17 protein-coding genes and 2 pseudogenes are annotated in these 16,142 nt (G+C 43.8%); 11 read left to right on the forward strand and 8 right to left on the reverse strand.

Annotated features, from left to right (window positions below; all coding sequences use genetic code 11):
* Positions 1-293: 293 nt before the first annotated feature.
* The 4 genes and pseudogenes from LFX17_RS16735 to LFX17_RS16750 all read left to right on the forward strand — a co-directional run bounded on the left by LFX17_RS16735 (position 294) and on the right by LFX17_RS16750 (position 3,502).
* Complete coding sequence (locus LFX17_RS16735) at positions 294-1,331, forward strand: dienelactone hydrolase family protein (RefSeq protein ID WP_238747407.1); 1,038 nt, start codon at positions 294-296, stop codon at positions 1,329-1,331.
* Positions 1,332-1,427: 96 nt separating this feature from the next.
* Positions 1,428-1,625: pseudogene (locus LFX17_RS21070) on the forward strand (WGR domain-containing protein); the annotation flags it as partial.
* 732 nt (positions 1,626-2,357) lie between these two features.
* Positions 2,358-2,966, forward strand: a complete 609-nt coding sequence (locus LFX17_RS16745; protein WP_238747409.1) for a hypothetical protein — start codon at positions 2,358-2,360, stop codon at positions 2,964-2,966.
* Between the two features lie 113 nt (positions 2,967-3,079).
* Positions 3,080-3,502, forward strand: coding sequence for a YbaN family protein (locus LFX17_RS16750; RefSeq protein WP_238747411.1), 423 nt, complete (start codon positions 3,080-3,082; stop codon positions 3,500-3,502).
* Positions 3,503-3,682: 180 nt separating this feature from the next.
* On the opposite strand, the gene LFX17_RS16755 is transcribed toward LFX17_RS16750, so the two are convergent.
* From LFX17_RS16755 to LFX17_RS16765, 3 genes are all read right to left on the reverse strand, one after another.
* Positions 3,683-4,744: a tetratricopeptide repeat protein gene (locus LFX17_RS16755; protein ID WP_238747413.1), complete on the reverse strand. Its 1,062-nt coding sequence runs from the start codon at positions 4,742-4,744 to the stop codon at positions 3,683-3,685.
* A 29-nt stretch (positions 4,745-4,773) separates the two neighbouring features.
* A complete protein-coding gene (locus tag LFX17_RS16760) occupies positions 4,774-5,121 on the reverse strand; it encodes an LIC10301 family lipoprotein (protein WP_238731636.1) in 348 nt (115 codons plus the stop codon).
* A gap of 76 nt (positions 5,122-5,197) precedes the next feature.
* Positions 5,198-5,488, reverse strand: coding sequence for an STAS domain-containing protein (locus tag LFX17_RS16765; protein ID WP_118954775.1), 291 nt, complete (start codon positions 5,486-5,488; stop codon positions 5,198-5,200).
* Positions 5,489-5,611: 123 nt separating this feature from the next.
* On the opposite strand from LFX17_RS16765, the gene flgB reads away from it, so the two are divergent.
* The 3 genes from flgB (at position 5,612) to fliE (ending at position 6,958) form a co-directional block, all read left to right on the forward strand.
* Positions 5,612-6,043: a flagellar basal body rod protein FlgB gene (gene flgB / locus LFX17_RS16770; RefSeq protein ID WP_118954774.1), complete on the forward strand. Its 432-nt coding sequence runs from the start codon at positions 5,612-5,614 to the stop codon at positions 6,041-6,043.
* A 67-nt stretch (positions 6,044-6,110) separates the two neighbouring features.
* Entirely contained in the window at positions 6,111-6,572 is a 462-nt protein-coding gene (gene flgC, locus LFX17_RS16775; protein ID WP_003001718.1) for a flagellar basal body rod protein FlgC, read from the forward strand.
* A gap of 2 nt (positions 6,573-6,574) precedes the next feature.
* Positions 6,575-6,958 (forward strand): flagellar hook-basal body complex protein FliE, encoded by a 384-nt coding sequence (gene fliE / locus LFX17_RS16780; RefSeq protein WP_238731256.1) that lies wholly within the window; start codon positions 6,575-6,577, stop codon positions 6,956-6,958.
* Positions 6,959-7,239: 281 nt separating this feature from the next.
* Here fliE and LFX17_RS16785 read toward each other — a convergent pair whose 3' ends face one another.
* Positions 7,240-8,325, reverse strand: coding sequence for a serine hydrolase domain-containing protein (locus LFX17_RS16785; RefSeq protein WP_238747414.1), 1,086 nt, complete (start codon positions 8,323-8,325; stop codon positions 7,240-7,242).
* A 538-nt stretch (positions 8,326-8,863) separates the two neighbouring features.
* On the reverse strand, positions 8,864-10,537 hold the full coding sequence (locus LFX17_RS16790) for a P83/100 family protein (RefSeq protein ID WP_238731258.1): 1,674 nt from the start codon (positions 10,535-10,537) through the stop codon (positions 8,864-8,866).
* A 125-nt stretch (positions 10,538-10,662) separates the two neighbouring features.
* On the opposite strand from LFX17_RS16790, the pseudogene serC reads away from it, so the two are divergent.
* From serC to LFX17_RS16810, 4 genes and pseudogenes are all read left to right on the forward strand, one after another.
* Positions 10,663-11,789, forward strand: a pseudogene (gene serC, locus LFX17_RS16795) (3-phosphoserine/phosphohydroxythreonine transaminase).
* A gap of 74 nt (positions 11,790-11,863) precedes the next feature.
* A complete protein-coding gene (locus tag LFX17_RS16800; protein WP_238731259.1) occupies positions 11,864-12,469 on the forward strand; it encodes a hypothetical protein in 606 nt (201 codons plus the stop codon).
* A gap of 148 nt (positions 12,470-12,617) precedes the next feature.
* Positions 12,618-13,055, forward strand: a complete 438-nt coding sequence (rpiB, locus tag LFX17_RS16805) for a ribose 5-phosphate isomerase B (RefSeq protein WP_118954770.1) — start codon at positions 12,618-12,620, stop codon at positions 13,053-13,055.
* A 10-nt stretch (positions 13,056-13,065) separates the two neighbouring features.
* Complete coding sequence (locus tag LFX17_RS16810; RefSeq protein WP_240009058.1) at positions 13,066-14,955, forward strand: glucanase; 1,890 nt, start codon at positions 13,066-13,068, stop codon at positions 14,953-14,955.
* On the opposite strand, the gene LFX17_RS16815 is transcribed toward LFX17_RS16810, so the two are convergent.
* The 3 genes from LFX17_RS16815 to LFX17_RS16825 are packed head-to-tail and all read right to left on the reverse strand — an operon-like array spanning position 14,917 to position 16,129.
* Positions 14,917-15,333: a hypothetical protein gene (locus LFX17_RS16815; protein ID WP_238747415.1), complete on the reverse strand. Its 417-nt coding sequence runs from the start codon at positions 15,331-15,333 to the stop codon at positions 14,917-14,919. The genes LFX17_RS16810 and LFX17_RS16815 overlap by 39 nt on opposite strands.
* The gene (locus tag LFX17_RS16820; protein ID WP_238731261.1) at positions 15,330-15,524 is read right to left on the reverse strand and encodes a CopG family transcriptional regulator; all 195 of its coding nucleotides are present in this window, start codon (positions 15,522-15,524) and stop codon (positions 15,330-15,332) included. Before LFX17_RS16820 ends, LFX17_RS16815 begins: the two co-directional genes overlap by 4 nt.
* The gene (locus LFX17_RS16825) at positions 15,524-16,129 is read right to left on the reverse strand and encodes a hypothetical protein (RefSeq protein ID WP_238747416.1); all 606 of its coding nucleotides are present in this window, start codon (positions 16,127-16,129) and stop codon (positions 15,524-15,526) included. The genes LFX17_RS16820 and LFX17_RS16825 overlap by 1 nt, the downstream gene beginning before the upstream one ends.
* Positions 16,130-16,142 lie beyond the last annotated feature (13 nt).

Below are 16,142 nucleotides of genomic sequence, written 5' to 3' on the forward strand. Positions count from 1 at the left end.
AAAAACATCTACAAACCGAATCCGACGTGCGAACTATTGTTTCAAACAAAATCAAAAAGGTGATTTCGTTCAAAGAGAAGGTTCCCGATAAATCGAAGCGCTCTCGATAAGAAAGCCGAATCCATTCTATAACGTGATGAGAACGAAGGTCATCATTCTGATACGATATACCAAGGTTTTAAAAAGAAGAAATCGTTTCGAAAAACGATAAGGACGGAAACGATCACTTTCTCATGTTTACAAAGATCACGACTCCGGATAAATCCTACATCGCCAATAACGCAGAATAAGCCATGAAATTCTTTTCCATCGAAACTTTCCGCATCTACTTCCTAATTTCCCTTCTTTCCTTGGGCGTTTTCACACAGTGCCAGCTCGGAGAAAAATTGGAAACTTTGGAATTCTGGAAGAAAAACAAAAAAGACGATTCTTCTCTCATAAACGACTTAGCGCTCGCGGCCGCAGCCGCTCAAGCGCTGGAAATCATTCAGTTAACTTCGGGGCCGGTCATAATCGATCAAAGCGCGGAGCTTACCGATTACAAATTTCGAATCTACAACCCGACGCAAAAATTTATCTTAGAAGCCTATTTTTCCAAGCCGCAAGGAATGGGACCCTTTCCTTTGATCGTGATGATGCACGGGTGCGCGGGTGCGTACTCCAATAGCGATCCGAGCCGAGGAGTTTCTTCGCTTTATACGGAATGGGCCGGGCGCGGGAAAAACTTAGGGTATGCGACTCTTCTCATAGATAGTTTCACCACAAGATTCGCTCCGCAAAATCAATGCAGCAACGGAGCCGGTGTCGGAACATCGGAAGTAACCGACCGTCCGACCGACGCATATGCGGCCCTCGCTTACGTGAAACGTTCTACGGTCATAAACGGCAATCGAATCGTTTTATTGGGATGGTCTCACGGAGGAAGTAGCGTTCTTTCCACGGTCGATACGAATTCAACGATTCAATTTCGAACCGAAGATTCCAGACCGTTTAAAGCGGTGATTTCGTTTTATCCGGGATGCGGTTTAAACAACGCGTTCGGAGGAATTTCAGGAAGCCAATATCTTCCCTACACACATTTGAAAATTCTCGCGGCGGGAGCCGATCCACTTTACACGGGCGGTTATTGCGACACGAGAATCGCGAGAGCGCAGACTCTTGGTGCAAGCGCTGCAACGAATAACTCGATTGCGATGACGGTTTATCCGAACACACATCATAGTTTTGACGAAGCCAAAGCCGTGTCTTCTAAATTCGACGCAAACGATGTCGCGGCAAAGCCCAACGCGGATCAAGAAGCGATCAACTTTTTTCAATTGTATAATCCTTAAAATATTCAGAATTCATAATATTTAAACGAAAACGAATCAAGCGGCATACATACGGAATTTTAAAATCAACCGAACAAAATCAACAGGAATCAGAGCGTGAAACACCAACTCATCTTTCAAGACGAATCTTCGGATAAATTCTGGAATATAGAATCTTCCGGGAATTCGTTCACGGTAACGTACGGTAAATCGGGAACCGCGGGTCAAACCCAAACGAAAACCTTCGACTCGGAGGAAACCTGCCTAAAAGAAGCGGAGAAACTTCTCAAAGAAAAATTAAAGAAAGGGTATCGGGAGAATTCTTCCGCAAATTATCTCGATGTATGGAAAGAAGTTTGTGAAAGTAAAAACATCAAGGAAGGATTTTATAAACATTTTTCCTTTTTAGTCTCTACAAACGAAGACAAGGAAATTCTCGCAAAACTTGCGGCCCAGGTTTCCAAGATTTATATCGACCCCGAAAAAACGGCGCTCGTAACCGAATTGCACTACAGCGATCCGGATTTTAAGGATTCCACACCTGCTACGATCCGCTCTTATCCGCCGTTTACGGATTCTCCCGCGAAAGGTTTACCGAAGAGTTACGTAAAAACCGCGCAGGTTCACAATGGTATTTATTTTGAAGATCTCGGCGGAGGATCGATCGGCTTTTTCGGCTTGAGTAAAAACGGAACGATCAACGAAGGAGGCTGGGAATCGGAGGCTCTCGAAGAAGGAGACAACGAAGAATATCTCGAATCTCTGGAAAGCAAAGAACTTTCCATCGGCGACGTTCCTTGCATCCTCGAGTTCGGCCAAAACTGGATTTTAAGCGATCCCCTACGAAAAACGGACCATAAAGAACCGGCCTATCTGTTCATCTCGCACGAAGATTGCGAAGTCGTTAAAATTAAAGCGGCGGATCGGCTTTTATTCGGACAAATTTTGATCCGGATTTTCGCACAGAGAATTTTGGGTATCGATTTCTTCGAAGAAGTCTATTCCTAAATAAAACATTATAATATTATAAAATACAGGATTAACCAAATGAGACCGAAATTTGCAATTCAGACGGTGGAGATGGACAAAGAAGTCGGGTTTACCGGAAATCTCGTTCTAATTCCCGTGGAAAACCTTACTTCTGCAGCGCTTGTAAGAGCCGTAGATGCTTGGACAGAAATTCTCAAAAATGCTGAAAACTTGGTACTTTCGAATCCGATCTTCGAGGAATCCGATCCTTGGTTCGGCTTCGGAGTTTCGGTTGGGGGACGAGTTCTGAGCGAACAGGATCTTTTCTCCGAAATCGAATCCTTGGACCCGGTTTTCGAAACGTCTTTAGTGCGTTATATGGAGGCTCTAATTCGATACAATCAGGAAAAAACAAACGGAGAAGGTCTTCCCACCCACGAAGAACTCGAGACCGGAACGTTTACGATTCTTCGGCTGCTTCAAAAAAACCTCGGCTATCTTCCTTTGTATATGCGGTATTTGAGTTCTTTGGATTTGGATCACACCGTGTCGCAGTTGGACGTTCTTTTCAGTCTGGCAAAGCAGTATTCTTCTTCCCAACTCGAACCCCTCAGAAAATTCTCGGAAACGAACTATTTTCAGCAATTCAACGACTGGTTCGAAAACGATCGGGCCTGGGAAAATTGAACGGCGCGGATTCTCCAGCGCATCCTTAACGAATTGTCGACTTCGAATTCTTAGATAAGAAAAAACGACGAAAAGAATTGAATTGTCCTCGGGCGATTTCAATTCTATGTTATATGGAGAAAAAAGATTATAGCGACGAGGTTCGTCTGCATCGATCCAAGATCATTCGTTTCCTTCTTTTTGTCGCCGGTTCCGTTTCCTTGGCCTTGGGAATCATAGGAATCTTTACGCCTATTCTTCCAACCACGCCTTTTCTGCTTTTATCCGCTGCTTGTTACGCGAGGGCATCGCATCGATTTTACAATTGGCTGATGAACAACCGCTATTTCGGTTCCTATATTCGCGACTGGAGAATCCACAAAATGATTCCGTTCCGCGCAAAGATCATCGCGATTTCGATGATCTTTATCACGATCGGGACGACCGTGTTCTTTTTTATTCCGATCTTAGCCGTTAAGATCCTCGTTTCGCTGATCGGTGTTCTGGTCGTGATTTATTTGATTCGGATTCCTACGAAACCGAAAAAGCTAATTTAAGGGAGAATTGTGGGAGTTCCCACAGAAAAGTCGGAGTCATTTTTCGTTGCAGAAAATACGATTCCGTGATAGAGAAAAATTTCCTGATTCTTTCCCGCCTCCTCACCACCACCGCCCGATTTCAGGGTGGGGCCAATTTTCTTTTACGACAAAATCTGTAGGAACTACTACAACAAAAACCTAATACGGCGATCGGGAAGGAAACATGTGGAAGGTTTTCGGTTCGTTTTCCTTCAGAAGTTCTGCGATATCCAAAGCCTCTTGCACCTTTCTGCGCTTGTCCGGTTCATCCTGAAGCCAAGCGGTTACGAAAGATTCCAACCTTCTGTAATCCTTGATAAACGAAAGAGAACGGATGTATTCGATCTTATCCTCCTCGTCCGCGATTCTAAACTGAATCACTTGTTGATACGTAGCGGCCGCCGCTCGATAATTCGCGGTGTTGTAATACGCATGGGCTAAGAATCTTTTTTCCTGAAACGGGAGTTCCCCGTATTGATTGTAGATCTTAATCGCCTTCCGATAATTCTGATGAATGTCCATTACAAGTCTTGCATGGATCAACATATATTCGCGCGATATAAAACCTTCTTTCACGAAATCAACACACTGCGCGTAAGCGTCCGCTTTGTTACCCAGAAGAAAATTGGATTTTAACAACAATAGTTTCGCGGCGCGGAAGTTCGGTTTTAATTCGATTGCGCGTTCGGCTTCCGCTTTAGCGCGCAGATAATTCCCCGTTTCAAAATAAGCGAGCGCGAGATTGATTCTATAGAACGGATTGTAATTGGAAAGTTCGACGGCTTTTTGAAAGTATTCCAACGATCTTGCCCATTTGTTTCTTTGAACGAAAATCATTCCCAACTGATAATAGGAAGGGTCATGACCCGGATGAATCTGAATCGCCTTTAAAAGGGAAGTCTTGGCTTGCGGATATCTGCCTTGCGCGTAAAGATAAGAACCTTTCAGATAATGATATTCTACCGTATTCTCATCCAACTTTTTGATCTTGTCGATATTGACGATCGCTCTCGCCAAATTATTGGCTCGGATCAAATTCACCGTTTCCGTATTTAAAGCCGTGATCTGAACTCTTTTCCGGGCGGCGTCCGCGGGATTTCCGGAATCAAAATTCGGAGCGGGAGAAGAATTCCCCCGAAGATTCTCATCCTCATCGTCCGCGAAAATTCCTCCCGCAATGAGAAGAATCAAAATCGATAATAAAGAAAGCAAACGGCTCATAGGGAATTCTTTATCTTAAAAAGACCGAATTACTTCTTTTCAAAATATTCAATGCGATCTTCTTTCTTGTTGAGGAGCTGTAATTCCCTTTCGTCCACTTTCAGAATTCTGTATTCCAAATCGAACGCGAGATCCGCAAGATTGAAATGAATGTCGTCGTCCTTCATCTTATAAGTAAGATGGAACGTATCGTATTTCGCAAGACCTTCGGGAAGAATCAAAAGATGACTTCCTTTGTCCTTATCGGGATTCGGACATTCTCCTTTTGCCGGACAATTTTTGACTTTGACCCAATCTCCCAAAATCAGCTCTTCCTTTTTTTTACAAGCCGAGAAAAGAAGAAGAATCAAAGTAGAAATAAGAACGATTTTTTTCATAGATTCAAACATAGAGATTCGGCTTCCGGTGTCCAATGAAAATCGCCGGAACAGCAACGCCGAAAAACGGAAGAATCTATTGAGCGTCCAAGTATTCTTTTAAGTTCAGCACTTCGAACGTATTGAGAAGATCGGGATGGATCGCGCTGATCGTACAGGATATCCCCTCGGAACGGGCATTCTTTAAAAACCAAACGAGAGAACTGATCGAGATCGAATTCATAACGGGAATATCCCCGAGGTTCAAAACGATATTTTTCGGTTTTTTGGCGATCGCATCCATCAACATCGTGCGAAACGCATAATAATCGTTAAAGAGGATCGTAAGGTCCGGGGTGATCTCGATTGTTTCGGGGTTTTCTGACATGCTCATTCGCTTAGAAGGTATTCCGTATACTCTTGTAAGTTTCGGATAAAAAAAACCTCTACCCTAAAAAAATCTCTCCTGGAAATCGCAAATTCAACCGATTTTTTGGAGGGGAGAAAAATAATGTTTGAGAAAACCCATTTTATGAAAACCCAGGACCTCCTGGAAAGAGGAATGAATAATTCCGTTTTTAAAAGAAAAGTGATCTCCGACAATATCGCAAACGCGGACGTTCCGCATTTTAAACGTTCCGAAGTGATTTTCGAATCGATGATCAAACGGGCGATCAACTCCGAAAAAATCGAAGCGATGAAAGAAGTCCCGACTCAAATTTCGGACGACCGTCACATTCAATTTTTCAAACCCCTGGATTACCGCGAAGTTCAGCCGAAAGCGAATATCGATTACTTAACGACTATGAGAGCCGACGGGAACAACGTGGACGTGGAAAAGGAAGTGGTCGAAGCCTCCAATTCCCAAATGCAATACATGATGATGTCCGAAAGAATCAACCAGAACTACCGTGACTTGAAACAAGTCATGAGAATGGCTTAAAAATTCGGAATTTATTTACTTGAATTCATTATAATGAGACATAATTTTACGCTTTAGGAAGTTAGCCATGGGACTTTTTTCATCGATCAACATCTCCGCAACCGGCTTATCCGCACAACGTCTGAGAATGGATGTGATCTCGAACAACATCGCAAACTCGACAACGACTCGAAATACGAACGGGGACGGTCCTTTCCGAAGGGATCGAGTCGTGATGACTCCGATCAATCTGAGAACCAGATGGAATAGCCCGGTGTATCCGTTCGGAGTTTCTCCCGGAGAAGGAAAAGGCGTGAAGGTGATGAAAATCGAAAAGGATATGACTCCTCTTCGACTGGTCTATGACCCGACTCATCCCGATTCGATTCAGATCGGTCCCAAGAAAGGATACGTCGAGATGCCGAACGTAAATATCGTAACCGAGATGACGGATATGATTTCGGCTTCACGATCCTACGAGGCTAACGTACAGATGATCAACGGTTCCAAAGCGATGTTCAACAAAGCGTTGGAAATAGGTAGGGCTTAATCATGGAAATCAATTCCAATTCTTCTCTTTGGTATACGTACAATTCCGGTTATACGGGAAACAAACCGCACCCTCTCAGTCCGAAAGGGGACAACGTAAAAGTCTCGACTACGGAAGACAGACATTACAAAGACGTAAAACAACCCGTTTCCCCGGACTACGTCGCCGAAAGTTTTTCGGAAGCGATGAAGAATGCTCTGACTTCGGTGAACGACCTTCAAGTGGAAGCGGACGAAATGACTCAGAAGATGGTCTTTGATCCGAATTCGGTCGACGCGCACGAAGTGATGATCGCTTCCGAAAAAGCGAGAGTCGCTCTGACGTTCACAAAGACGATCGCAGACGGAGTCGTTCGCGCTTACAGAGAATTGACTTCTCTGAGATAACAAACTTTCTTCTTCTAATTTTAGAAGTTAGAGTTTTAAACGGACCGTTCCGAAAGGAACGGAGAATTTTTTTTAGATCTATTCCCTACTTCCATTTTCTTTTTTAATCCGGCTGTTAATCTTAAAAAAAGCAATCCTCTCTCGGGTAAGGACTGCTTTTCAATTCTTTATAACTTCCGGTCCATTACTCGGAAAGACCGAAGTTCATTCGTCGTATAATGTCGGTCCGGACGAAACTTTCGAAAACAGCCGGGCCTCGGCGTTTCCAAGAAGAATGAATTTCATTTCAAGAACGTGCCGTCCAATCTATTAAGCAAAGATTCGACGTCGAAGGCGCCGTTATTTACGATCATCACGGTTGCGATTTTTTCTTTTGGATAAATTCGTAACTCGCCGTGAAATCCCGCGCCACCCCCTTCCTTGAAATAAAAGATCCTTTCGTCTTTGAAACCGATGTGAAAACCCAAGGTCATTTCTATCGGCTCGTTTTTCGAGTTCAGCTGACGCTCGAACAGGAGTTTTACTTCCTTCTTTCCTAAAAGTTTGGAATTCTCTTTTAACAAATCCTGAAGGATTTTCGAAACCGCCTGCGCCGATGCGATCAAACCTCCGAAAGCAGGACCGTTCATATAATGATCGTTAATCGACAACCAACCGTTTTCATAACCTCCGAAGAATTTTTTATCAACCAAAAAGGTTTTCAGCAAATTGAATACGGACCATCGGGGAAGATAACCTTTCGCATGATGAAAAGAATCCGGTATGATAAAATCAGCTTCTTTTTTATCTATGTCCAATCTTTCGAAAATATTGGCCCGAACGTATTGATCAAAAGACCTTCCCGAAACTTTTGCTACGATTCTTCCCAAAAGCCAATAGGAAATATTAGAATAATGATATTTAACCCCTGGCTGAAAATTAAGTTTGGGATATTCGGATAAGATAGAACGAAGATGCGACTCTTCGTCAAAATGGTCGTTTTCTTCCCGAAGATGAACCCATTTCAGTGGAATGGGATTCGGAATTCCGGACGTCTGAGATAATAGATGACGTATCTTTACAGCTTTTGGGTAAGGAATTTCAGGCAAATATTTCATGACCGGGTCGTCGAGAAAAATCTTTTCTTGTCCGATCAATTGAAGAATGGAAATCGCCGTGATCACTTTTGTCATCGAGTAAATCATCATCGTCATCCGATTTGTGATCTTAGAATTTTTCGCGATATCGGTAAGCCCTTCGCTGAAGTTGAACAATTCCGATTCGGGACCGACGACCACGTATTGAATCGCAGGAAATTGATCTCTTTCGATCTGTGCCCGTAAGAATTCTTTTATAGGCTCGTTTCCATCGAACGGCTGTTCTTTCATATATCTTCCGCAATGACAAAATAAGAATATGATTAATGGATAAAAGAAGAATCGCATCTATTTACTGTTTACTTGATTCTATCAATTCTAAAAAAACAGTAGGAAAGCTGAGTTGAAAATTTTTTAATCGCAAAAGTTTTGCAAATCGACACCAAAAAGGTCCGGCCCTTAATCCAGAATATCATAATTTTCTTAATTAGACTCCTCCGAACTTTTCCAATATTGTCTTGCCCGAAAGCCGTCCGAATCTTCTGAAAAAGTCGTAGGAACAACGACAACTTTTTTTGAAACAAAAGCCCCGCCCAAATTTTGGGTGGAGGGGCGGGTGGTGGAAAAGCCTGGGAGATTTTGCTCTATCAGAAAATCATAATTTTGCAAGTAAAAAGTTTCGCATGTGGGAACTCCCACAAAACCTCTACTGAGATTTTGTGGATTTGAAATAACCTTCCAACTTCACGCGTAAGTCAGTCGATCAGTCACTTTTCCTGTATCATACAATATGAATCGCATTGAATGCGACGGTTCCTTTACATACTAACTAAGGCTTAATCTTCTTAATCAGCTTCAAATCCGATTTGTTGAAAACCGTGATCTGAATGCTTCCGGAGGATTCTTCCTTACCGGTCACATAAATCTTTTCTCCGTAGAAAGTGACGTTCGAATTCGGGCTGATCTCTTCGGAAGACTTCGCTTGTTTCTTCAAATCTTTGCCGAAACGGGAAAGATAATACTTCTCCTGAACTTCCTCGAACGCGTAAATCTCGTCTCCCTTTACGATCATAGGAGATCTCCAGAAAATATTATCTTCCGCGGAAAGAGTCGGTTTCAAAGTTTCCTGATCGATCAGGATCAACTTGTGACTGGAAGAGTGGCCGTCTTCAAAGCCGATTACAAGAGCCTTTCCGTCCACGATCTCAAACGTTCTACCGCAGATCTTATTAAAATCGCCGCGGAAAATCGTATCGTCTTTGGTAGGATCGAGAACTTGAAGTTCGTTGTTATAATGTCCTTTGTCCAAATACTTTAAGGTTTTTAAGAAAAGAATCTTACCGCCCACGACGTTCTTATCGAATTCTTCCTTCTTCTTTTCCTCTTCCTTTTTGGTTTCTAATTCTTTCTTGGTTTCGGCTAGTTCCTTTTTCAACTCGGCTTCGGTCTTTTTATCGTCCGAAGAAGACTTGCCGTCGCTTCCGGATTTGTTTCCCGAATCGCTCTTGGAATCGGATTTAGAAGAACTGGAAGAGCTGGATGAACTCGAAGAACTGCTGTTGGACTTTCGATCCTCGTCCTTTTTAACGACTTCCTTTTCCTTCTCTTTTAATTTCTGTTCCTCTTTTTTAACGGCTTCTTTCTCTTTTTGAATCTGTTCTTTTTCTTTTTTCTTTTCTGCGATTTGAGTTTTATTTTTTACGGGGTCTTTATTGAGATCCTGAAGTTCCTTATCGGTCCTCGTTTCCTTATCGGAAATTTCCTTTTGTTTGTTTTGATTCTCTTCTTTTCTGCGTTTGAGTTCCTCTAGATCCTTTTTATTCTTCTCGTTTTGGAGATCGGAAAATTTATCCTTTTCGGATTGTCCTTCCTTCTTCTTGTCGAACTCCTTGTTCACCTCGTCTTCCAATTCGTCCGTGTGAACGTCTTTTCCGAGAATATCCTCAACGAGAGGAATCACGATCTGCGTTTTTCCGGGCCATTCCGTATAACGTTTCGAAATCCCGATGTTGTTCGCGTTCAAGGACTTCATTACGGAATTGGAATATTTCTTTCCGATGTAGGCCTTATCCTTTCTATGAATCGCGTTGTAGAACAGAATGTATGTGGCGAGAATTTCGGAATTCTTATCGTCGTATCCGAATGTGGATTTTACGAATCCGGTAAGAATCCGTTGAATCGAGTTAATGTGTCCGTAATCCGCGTCTTCGGAAATGTAAAGAATGTCCGCTCCGAATTTCTTTTCTTCGGGAGCGATTCTGCTCGCACTGATTCCGCCTTGTGTGTGGGATTTGTCCGGTTCCTTCTTCAGAATTTCCGCAAGTCCCGATCCGACTTTCTCGTTCGTACCTCGAACTTCTTCACCGGCGCGGGCGGAAGATCTGTTGATAAACTGAACTCTTTGAGAGGAGCGGACTTCTTTCTCTCCGAGTTTGGAATTATCCTGAGAAAATAAAGAGAAGGAAAAACCGAAGCATATAATCGCTATCAAAATCCTGAACATTCTAAATTACTCCTTTTGATCTCCCGAAGAGAAAGCGGCCTTTTGACCAGGAAATATCCTATCCTCAAGCATTCTATTGAGACAAGGATTTTTCCCGATCGGGAGTCTTCTTTATTGTAAGAAAGTTGATCCCCAGCCTCCCCTCTGCAACCCTAGCCGTATGTATCAGTTCCAGGAAAGAATCTACAATTTCGGCGCCGGCCCCGCGATGCTCCCCAACGAAGTGATGGAAAAAGCAGCGGCGGAGTTCTTGAACTATAAGGGTTCCGGAATGTCGATCATGGAAGTCAGCCACCGGGAACCTCTTTTCGAAGACGTTCTCAAAGAGGCGGAAGTCTTACTACGCAAATTGCTGGACATCGGCAGCGACTACTCGATCGCATTCTTTTCGGGAGGAGCGACGCTGCACTTCTCCGCACTTCCTCTCAATCTTCTCAAGGAAGGGGAAAGTTTCGACATCGCTCACACGGGAATCTGGACGAAAAAAGCTTGGGAAGAAGGTCTCAAGTTCAACGGTGTCAACGTTATCTATGATGCCGCCGAAAATCATTTCACGGACACTCCCGTTTTAACCGACGCGAGTCTTTCCGGAAAAGGGAAGTATCTTCATATCACTTCCAACAATACGATCTATGGGTCTCAATATCCGGAAATCCCTAAGATCAAAAGCATTCCTCTTGTCGCGGACATGACCAGCGAACTTTTGTCCCGCAAAATCGACGTTAAGGATTTCGGAGTGATCTTTGCGGGCGCTCAGAAAAACATCGGACCTTCGGGTCTGAGTTTAATCATCATTCGAAACGATCTTCTCGGAATTTCGGGAAGAAAGATCCCGATCCTTTTGGATTACGCGACGATGGTAAAGAATCAGTCCCTTTACAATACTCCTTCCACGTATTCCATTTATATCGCCAAACTCGTGTTCGAATGGCTATTGAACCGGGGCGGAGTGGAAGCGATCGAAAAAGTCAACGAGCAAAAGGCGAAATCGATCTACGACTTTATCGATTCCTCTTCTCTTTATACTTGTCCGGTTCAAAAGAGGTCCCGCTCCAAGATGAACGCCGTGTTCCTTCTTAAGGATAAGAATCTCGACGCGAAGTTTTTGGACGAGGCGGAAAAGAACGGTCTGCACGGACTCGGAGGACATAGGCTGGTCGGCGGTTTCCGCGCTTCCATTTACAACTCGATGCCTCTTGCGGGAGTGGAAAAACTCGTCTCCTTTATGAAGGAATTCGAATCCAAGGCTTGATGAAACCTTTTTCGTTTCAAAAAATTCTTTTTACGGCGTGTCGAAAAATTCGTTTTCGCTTTCGCAAAAAAAATATGCCGCAAGGTTCCGGCCGGGTTTTAGGTCAGGTTCTTATTTTGACCTGGATCGGAATTTGCGTCTCCATTTCCGCCGGAAACCTTTCCGCATCCGGATTGAATTTTCACACGCAGGTCGGAGTTCAGGAATGTTTTACGAACGAGGCTTCGTCTTCCGAACTTTCCAATCTGTTCAAGTCCGCAATTCCTTTGGATGAAAAGAAAAGGATCGCGGAGACGATCGCATACAAGGAAGGAAAATCCAGATTCCAATCCGTCTCTTGTATCCAAGGAAAGAAATTGACCGAAGAGGATCTTTCCAAACTTCTTTTGGATTGGAGCAATCATCTTACCCTTTACGGGGAATTGAATTCTTATTATGAGAATTACGTTCTTTCGGACGATAAAACGAGGTCCTTGAACTCGATCGAATGGGAACTTCTCACGACACATCTCAAACAAAAGAAAGAACTTTTAATCCGTTTGAACGACGCAACCGGCTTTGCGCTGAAAGGAGAAAAAATCTCGGAAGAAAACTTTTCGATGATCTATCTCTCGCTATTTCTGCTTCAGATCGAATTCTGGGACGCGATGCCGAAAACGTATCGCGATTCTGTACTTTAAAAGCTCTTTCCTGTCCGTTTTAGGAACAACGTTATACGACGACTTTCACGAAATTCGTTTTCTCTCCTTGTTTCGGAATGTTTTAAATGTCGGGAGAATTATTTGCTTGAAACCTGAAGAAAGTCGGGACATAACCAAAATATAGATCATGAAAAAAATCGGAATCGCCTCGGACCACGGAGGCTTTGAGCTCAAGGAATTTCTCCGCAATTCGCTCGCGGGAGAATTAGAAATCGTAGATTACGGAACCAAAGACGAAACGTCCGTAGATTATCCGATCGTCATTTCGGACGCTTGTAAAAAAGTTCTTTCCAAAGACGTGGAAGGATTGATCGCCCTCTGCGGAACCGGAATCGGAGCGTCCATCGCCGCAAACCGTTTGCCCGGAATCAGAGCCGCACTCTGCCACGATCAGTTCACCGCCGAAATGTCCAAACGCCACAACAACGCAAACGTCCTCGTTTTGGGCGGAAGAATCATCGGTAAAGAACTGGCGCTCAACATCGTTCGCACTTGGGTAAACACTCAATTCGAAGGCGGACGCCACGAAAGAAGAGTCAACCAACTCGAAACCTTAAATTCTTAACACCAACCGGATGGGATCGATTTCAAATTCTAAAATCGGAAGCGCGTTCCCTCCGGCTTTTTCATCCCGCGTTCTCCTTCCGTTCTTTCGTTCAATTCGTTTAACAATTCTCGTTCCGCCAATATTCGTTCTACGTTCCTCTGCTTTACGTTTATCCCTCTTCGTATTTTTCGTTTTGTGTTTCACGGTATCCGTCTTTGCGGAAACCAGGATTCTTTCTTTGGCGGAATTGCAAAAGAACGGATTGGAACTTTCCGGAAAAGACGATCAAAGAAGTCTTAAACTCCAAACGCGAAATCGAAGCGCCGGGTCCGATTTGTATCTGAGTTTCGAATCGGGAGATCCGTCCAGTCTCAAAGATCTATCAGGAAATTATAAAGTTCTAACGTCTTCGTATTTGCCGGATTCCGAAAACGTGTTTCATTCAAAACGAAGCGCCCGGTTTTCCGGAAAACGGACCGGAATCAAAATCGCGCATTCCAACTCGGGTCTTCTGACATCCAAGGATCTCACGGAGGATTTTTATATCGGCTTTAATTTTCTTCCGGGAACCGTTGAGAAAGATGCGACCCTCCTTTCGAGACTCTATGAAACTTCCGGAAGCACGTACGGCTGGGATTTAAAAATTTCGGACGATCGTCTCAAAGCGGGATTCTATTCCTTTTTTGAAACGGAAGAAAAACGTTTTCTATCCCTGCAGCTTACATCGAACGCGACTTTAAAAAAGAATCAATGGAATCGTGTTCTTCTTTATTTCAATCCGTCCGATCGAGAAATCGTATTGTATCTCAACGGAAAAGAAACGGCGCGGGGAAACATTCCCGCAAACAAGAATTTGACTCGGATCGGATTTCATCCGGACGATACGACCTCCTTTCGGATCGCCGGTTCGTATTACGGATGGATGGAGAATTTCTCCGTGTTCAAAGGAAAACCCAATCCGAGTTCGGAAGATTCCTCCTTTCCGGGTCAGGATTTCGATCCCGAAACGCATACGACCGAATCCAAATTCGGAACCGGCATTTCTCCCGTTTACAAAAGCAAATTTTCCAGCTCCTTCTTGGAAGAAGTTCAGTTCAAGGCTGTGGTTCCCTCCTCCACCGCGATGGAACTTTATTTTCGTGTGTCTCCGACTCCGTTCACTCCAACTTCCGAATCCCTCGCATGGATCGCACTCGACTTAAGAAAATTAGAAACTTATAAAATAGATTCGATCGAACCCGATCTCTATAAGATTTCCTTTAAGAACCCGATCCGTAAATTTTTGGGAATTTCCGAAAACAAAGAAGACCTTCTTCCGTTTCGATATTACCAATGGAGAGTCAAATTCAAGGCCGATCCGAGCGGAGCGCAAACGCCGGAACTCAAAAACCTGGCCTTGACCTTCCGCGAAACCAATCCTCCCGTACGGCCGATCGGCTTGAAAGTCGCGGAAAATTCCGTGGATGACGGAGGTCCGAGCGTCTGTCTGACTTGGAAATCCAATCCTGAAAGGGACGTGATCAACGGCGGGGGATATTTTATCCATTACGGAATTCATCCGGATCGAATGGTGGGAATCATACGCGGAACCTTTTCCGAATCGGCGGAAACTCCGAATAGGAAGACGCGCCCGAAACATCCGGCGAGCGATTATTTGGACCCGATCACCGGACTTCCTCCCGGAAAAACTTCGGCGAATATACAAGAATATTATAATAAACTGTCGGCTTGCGTGGACAACAGAACGGTGTCCTTAAACTCGGAAATTCTTTTGGAAAAGAACCAGCTTTTTTTAAAAAAAGGAACGACGTATTTTTTCAGAATCAGCGCTTACAACAAGTTCTACCACTTTCAAACCGGAAAGGATCAGGTTTCTCCTTTAAGCGATCCGGTCGAAGTCTATTTCCTGAGCGAGTAAAATCTGAATCATCTTCTGATCGGGAAGTTTTTTATCCACGGTGATAAAACCGTCCAAATCCTTTTCCACCGCGATCGCGATCTCGTTCCAAATCCATGCGGCGTTTCCGAACTCCTTGGAAAGTTTTTGAGCGAGGGAAAGATTCTCCTGTCTAAAATCCAAAACGCCCAAACAAAGACGTTTGGTTTGGCTCCAGAGAATCTCCCGTTTGATCGGATCGTTCTCCTGTTCCAGCAAAGGAAGAATCGAAACCGTTCCCGTATAAAAAAGATGCTGCTGCTTGATCAGTTTTTCGATCGATTCGACGACGATCGTTTTTAAATCGGAAGGACCGCCGATCAGGGTTTCCAACAAGGACTTGGAGAGATAATATTTCATTCTTCTTTTAAGCGGGAAAGGACGTTCAAAGCTTCGAGTCTTTCGTAAGAATCGGATCGATAGACTTCGTTTCGTAAGGACAAACGAAGCATTTCTCCGGCGGATAGATTTCTTTTTTCGGCTTCGTTTTTCAGAAGTTCGAGTTCTTCTTCCGTCATTAAAAGCTGAAACCGTTTATCGACTCTCGCCATCAGTTCTCTTCTCTCATTTCCTTATCGTTTTTAAGATACAATCGAAAATAAATATCCGCGTCTTTCATCTGACCCAAGGCTTGGTAGATGCTCGCGATATTGTAGTTCGCTTCGTTGAGTCTGAAATCGTATTTGAACGCCTTTTTAAAAATCTGAATCGCTCTGTCTTCTCTTCCGGCATACCATTCGCACATGGCCCAAAGAAAATGCCACTTGCCGAGATCTGGATCTCTAGGAGTCGCCTGAGCGAGATATTCCAGAACTTCCTCGAACGTCTTTGCGGCAAGAAGATAGTTTTCCTTGATCTTCTTGAGCTTTTCCATTCTGGAAAAAATATCCTCGGAGTGTCCAGGGATTTCCAGATCTTTGCGATAGAATAATGCCCTCGCATACCAAAGTTTTACGGTGAGATCGGCGGGATTTTTTTCTACGAACTTTTCAAGATACGGAATCGACTCGGTCTCTTCCTGAGCCGCGTTCATCTTAAGAATTCTTTCTTTGACCGCACGGTTCCATTCTTTACGGTTTTCCTCGTTCGCGATCGAAGGAGAAATAAAGATCGAAAGGAAACTCCAAACGATCACAAGTCGAGTGAAAGGGTTCATAAAAAACCGAAAG

It is taken from the genome of Leptospira sanjuanensis (assembly GCF_022267375.1).
GTDB classification, from domain to species: Bacteria; Spirochaetota; Leptospiria; order Leptospirales; family Leptospiraceae; genus Leptospira; species Leptospira sanjuanensis.

What these genes read in the sequence shown, in the direction of transcription:
- LFX17_RS16735 (WP_238747407.1), top strand. Translation starts at nt 294, where the DNA reads ATGAAATTCTTTTCCATCGAAACTTTCCGCATCTACTTCCTAATTTCC.
- LFX17_RS16745 (WP_238747409.1), top strand. Translation starts at nt 2,358, where the DNA reads ATGAGACCGAAATTTGCAATTCAGACGGTGGAGATGGACAAAGAAGTC.
- LFX17_RS16750 (WP_238747411.1), top strand. Translation starts at nt 3,080, where the DNA reads ATGGAGAAAAAAGATTATAGCGACGAGGTTCGTCTGCATCGATCCAAG.
- LFX17_RS16755 (WP_238747413.1), bottom strand. Translation starts at nt 4,744, where the DNA reads ATGAGCCGTTTGCTTTCTTTATTATCGATTTTGATTCTTCTCATTGCG.
- LFX17_RS16760 (WP_238731636.1), bottom strand. Translation starts at nt 5,121, where the DNA reads ATGAAAAAAATCGTTCTTATTTCTACTTTGATTCTTCTTCTTTTCTCG.
- LFX17_RS16765 (WP_118954775.1), bottom strand. Translation starts at nt 5,488, where the DNA reads ATGTCAGAAAACCCCGAAACAATCGAGATCACCCCGGACCTTACGATC.
- flgB (WP_118954774.1), top strand. Translation starts at nt 5,612, where the DNA reads ATGTTTGAGAAAACCCATTTTATGAAAACCCAGGACCTCCTGGAAAGA.
- flgC (WP_003001718.1), top strand. Translation starts at nt 6,111, where the DNA reads ATGGGACTTTTTTCATCGATCAACATCTCCGCAACCGGCTTATCCGCA.
- fliE (WP_238731256.1), top strand. Translation starts at nt 6,575, where the DNA reads ATGGAAATCAATTCCAATTCTTCTCTTTGGTATACGTACAATTCCGGT.
- LFX17_RS16785 (WP_238747414.1), bottom strand. Translation starts at nt 8,325, where the DNA reads ATGAAAGAACAGCCGTTCGATGGAAACGAGCCTATAAAAGAATTCTTA.
- LFX17_RS16790 (WP_238731258.1), bottom strand. Translation starts at nt 10,537, where the DNA reads ATGTTCAGGATTTTGATAGCGATTATATGCTTCGGTTTTTCCTTCTCT.
- LFX17_RS16800 (WP_238731259.1), top strand. Translation starts at nt 11,864, where the DNA reads ATGCCGCAAGGTTCCGGCCGGGTTTTAGGTCAGGTTCTTATTTTGACC.
- rpiB (WP_118954770.1), top strand. Translation starts at nt 12,618, where the DNA reads ATGAAAAAAATCGGAATCGCCTCGGACCACGGAGGCTTTGAGCTCAAG.
- LFX17_RS16810 (WP_240009058.1), top strand. Translation starts at nt 13,066, where the DNA reads ATGGGATCGATTTCAAATTCTAAAATCGGAAGCGCGTTCCCTCCGGCT.
- LFX17_RS16815 (WP_238747415.1), bottom strand. Translation starts at nt 15,333, where the DNA reads ATGAAATATTATCTCTCCAAGTCCTTGTTGGAAACCCTGATCGGCGGT.
- LFX17_RS16820 (WP_238731261.1), bottom strand. Translation starts at nt 15,524, where the DNA reads ATGGCGAGAGTCGATAAACGGTTTCAGCTTTTAATGACGGAAGAAGAA.
- LFX17_RS16825 (WP_238747416.1), bottom strand. Translation starts at nt 16,129, where the DNA reads ATGAACCCTTTCACTCGACTTGTGATCGTTTGGAGTTTCCTTTCGATC.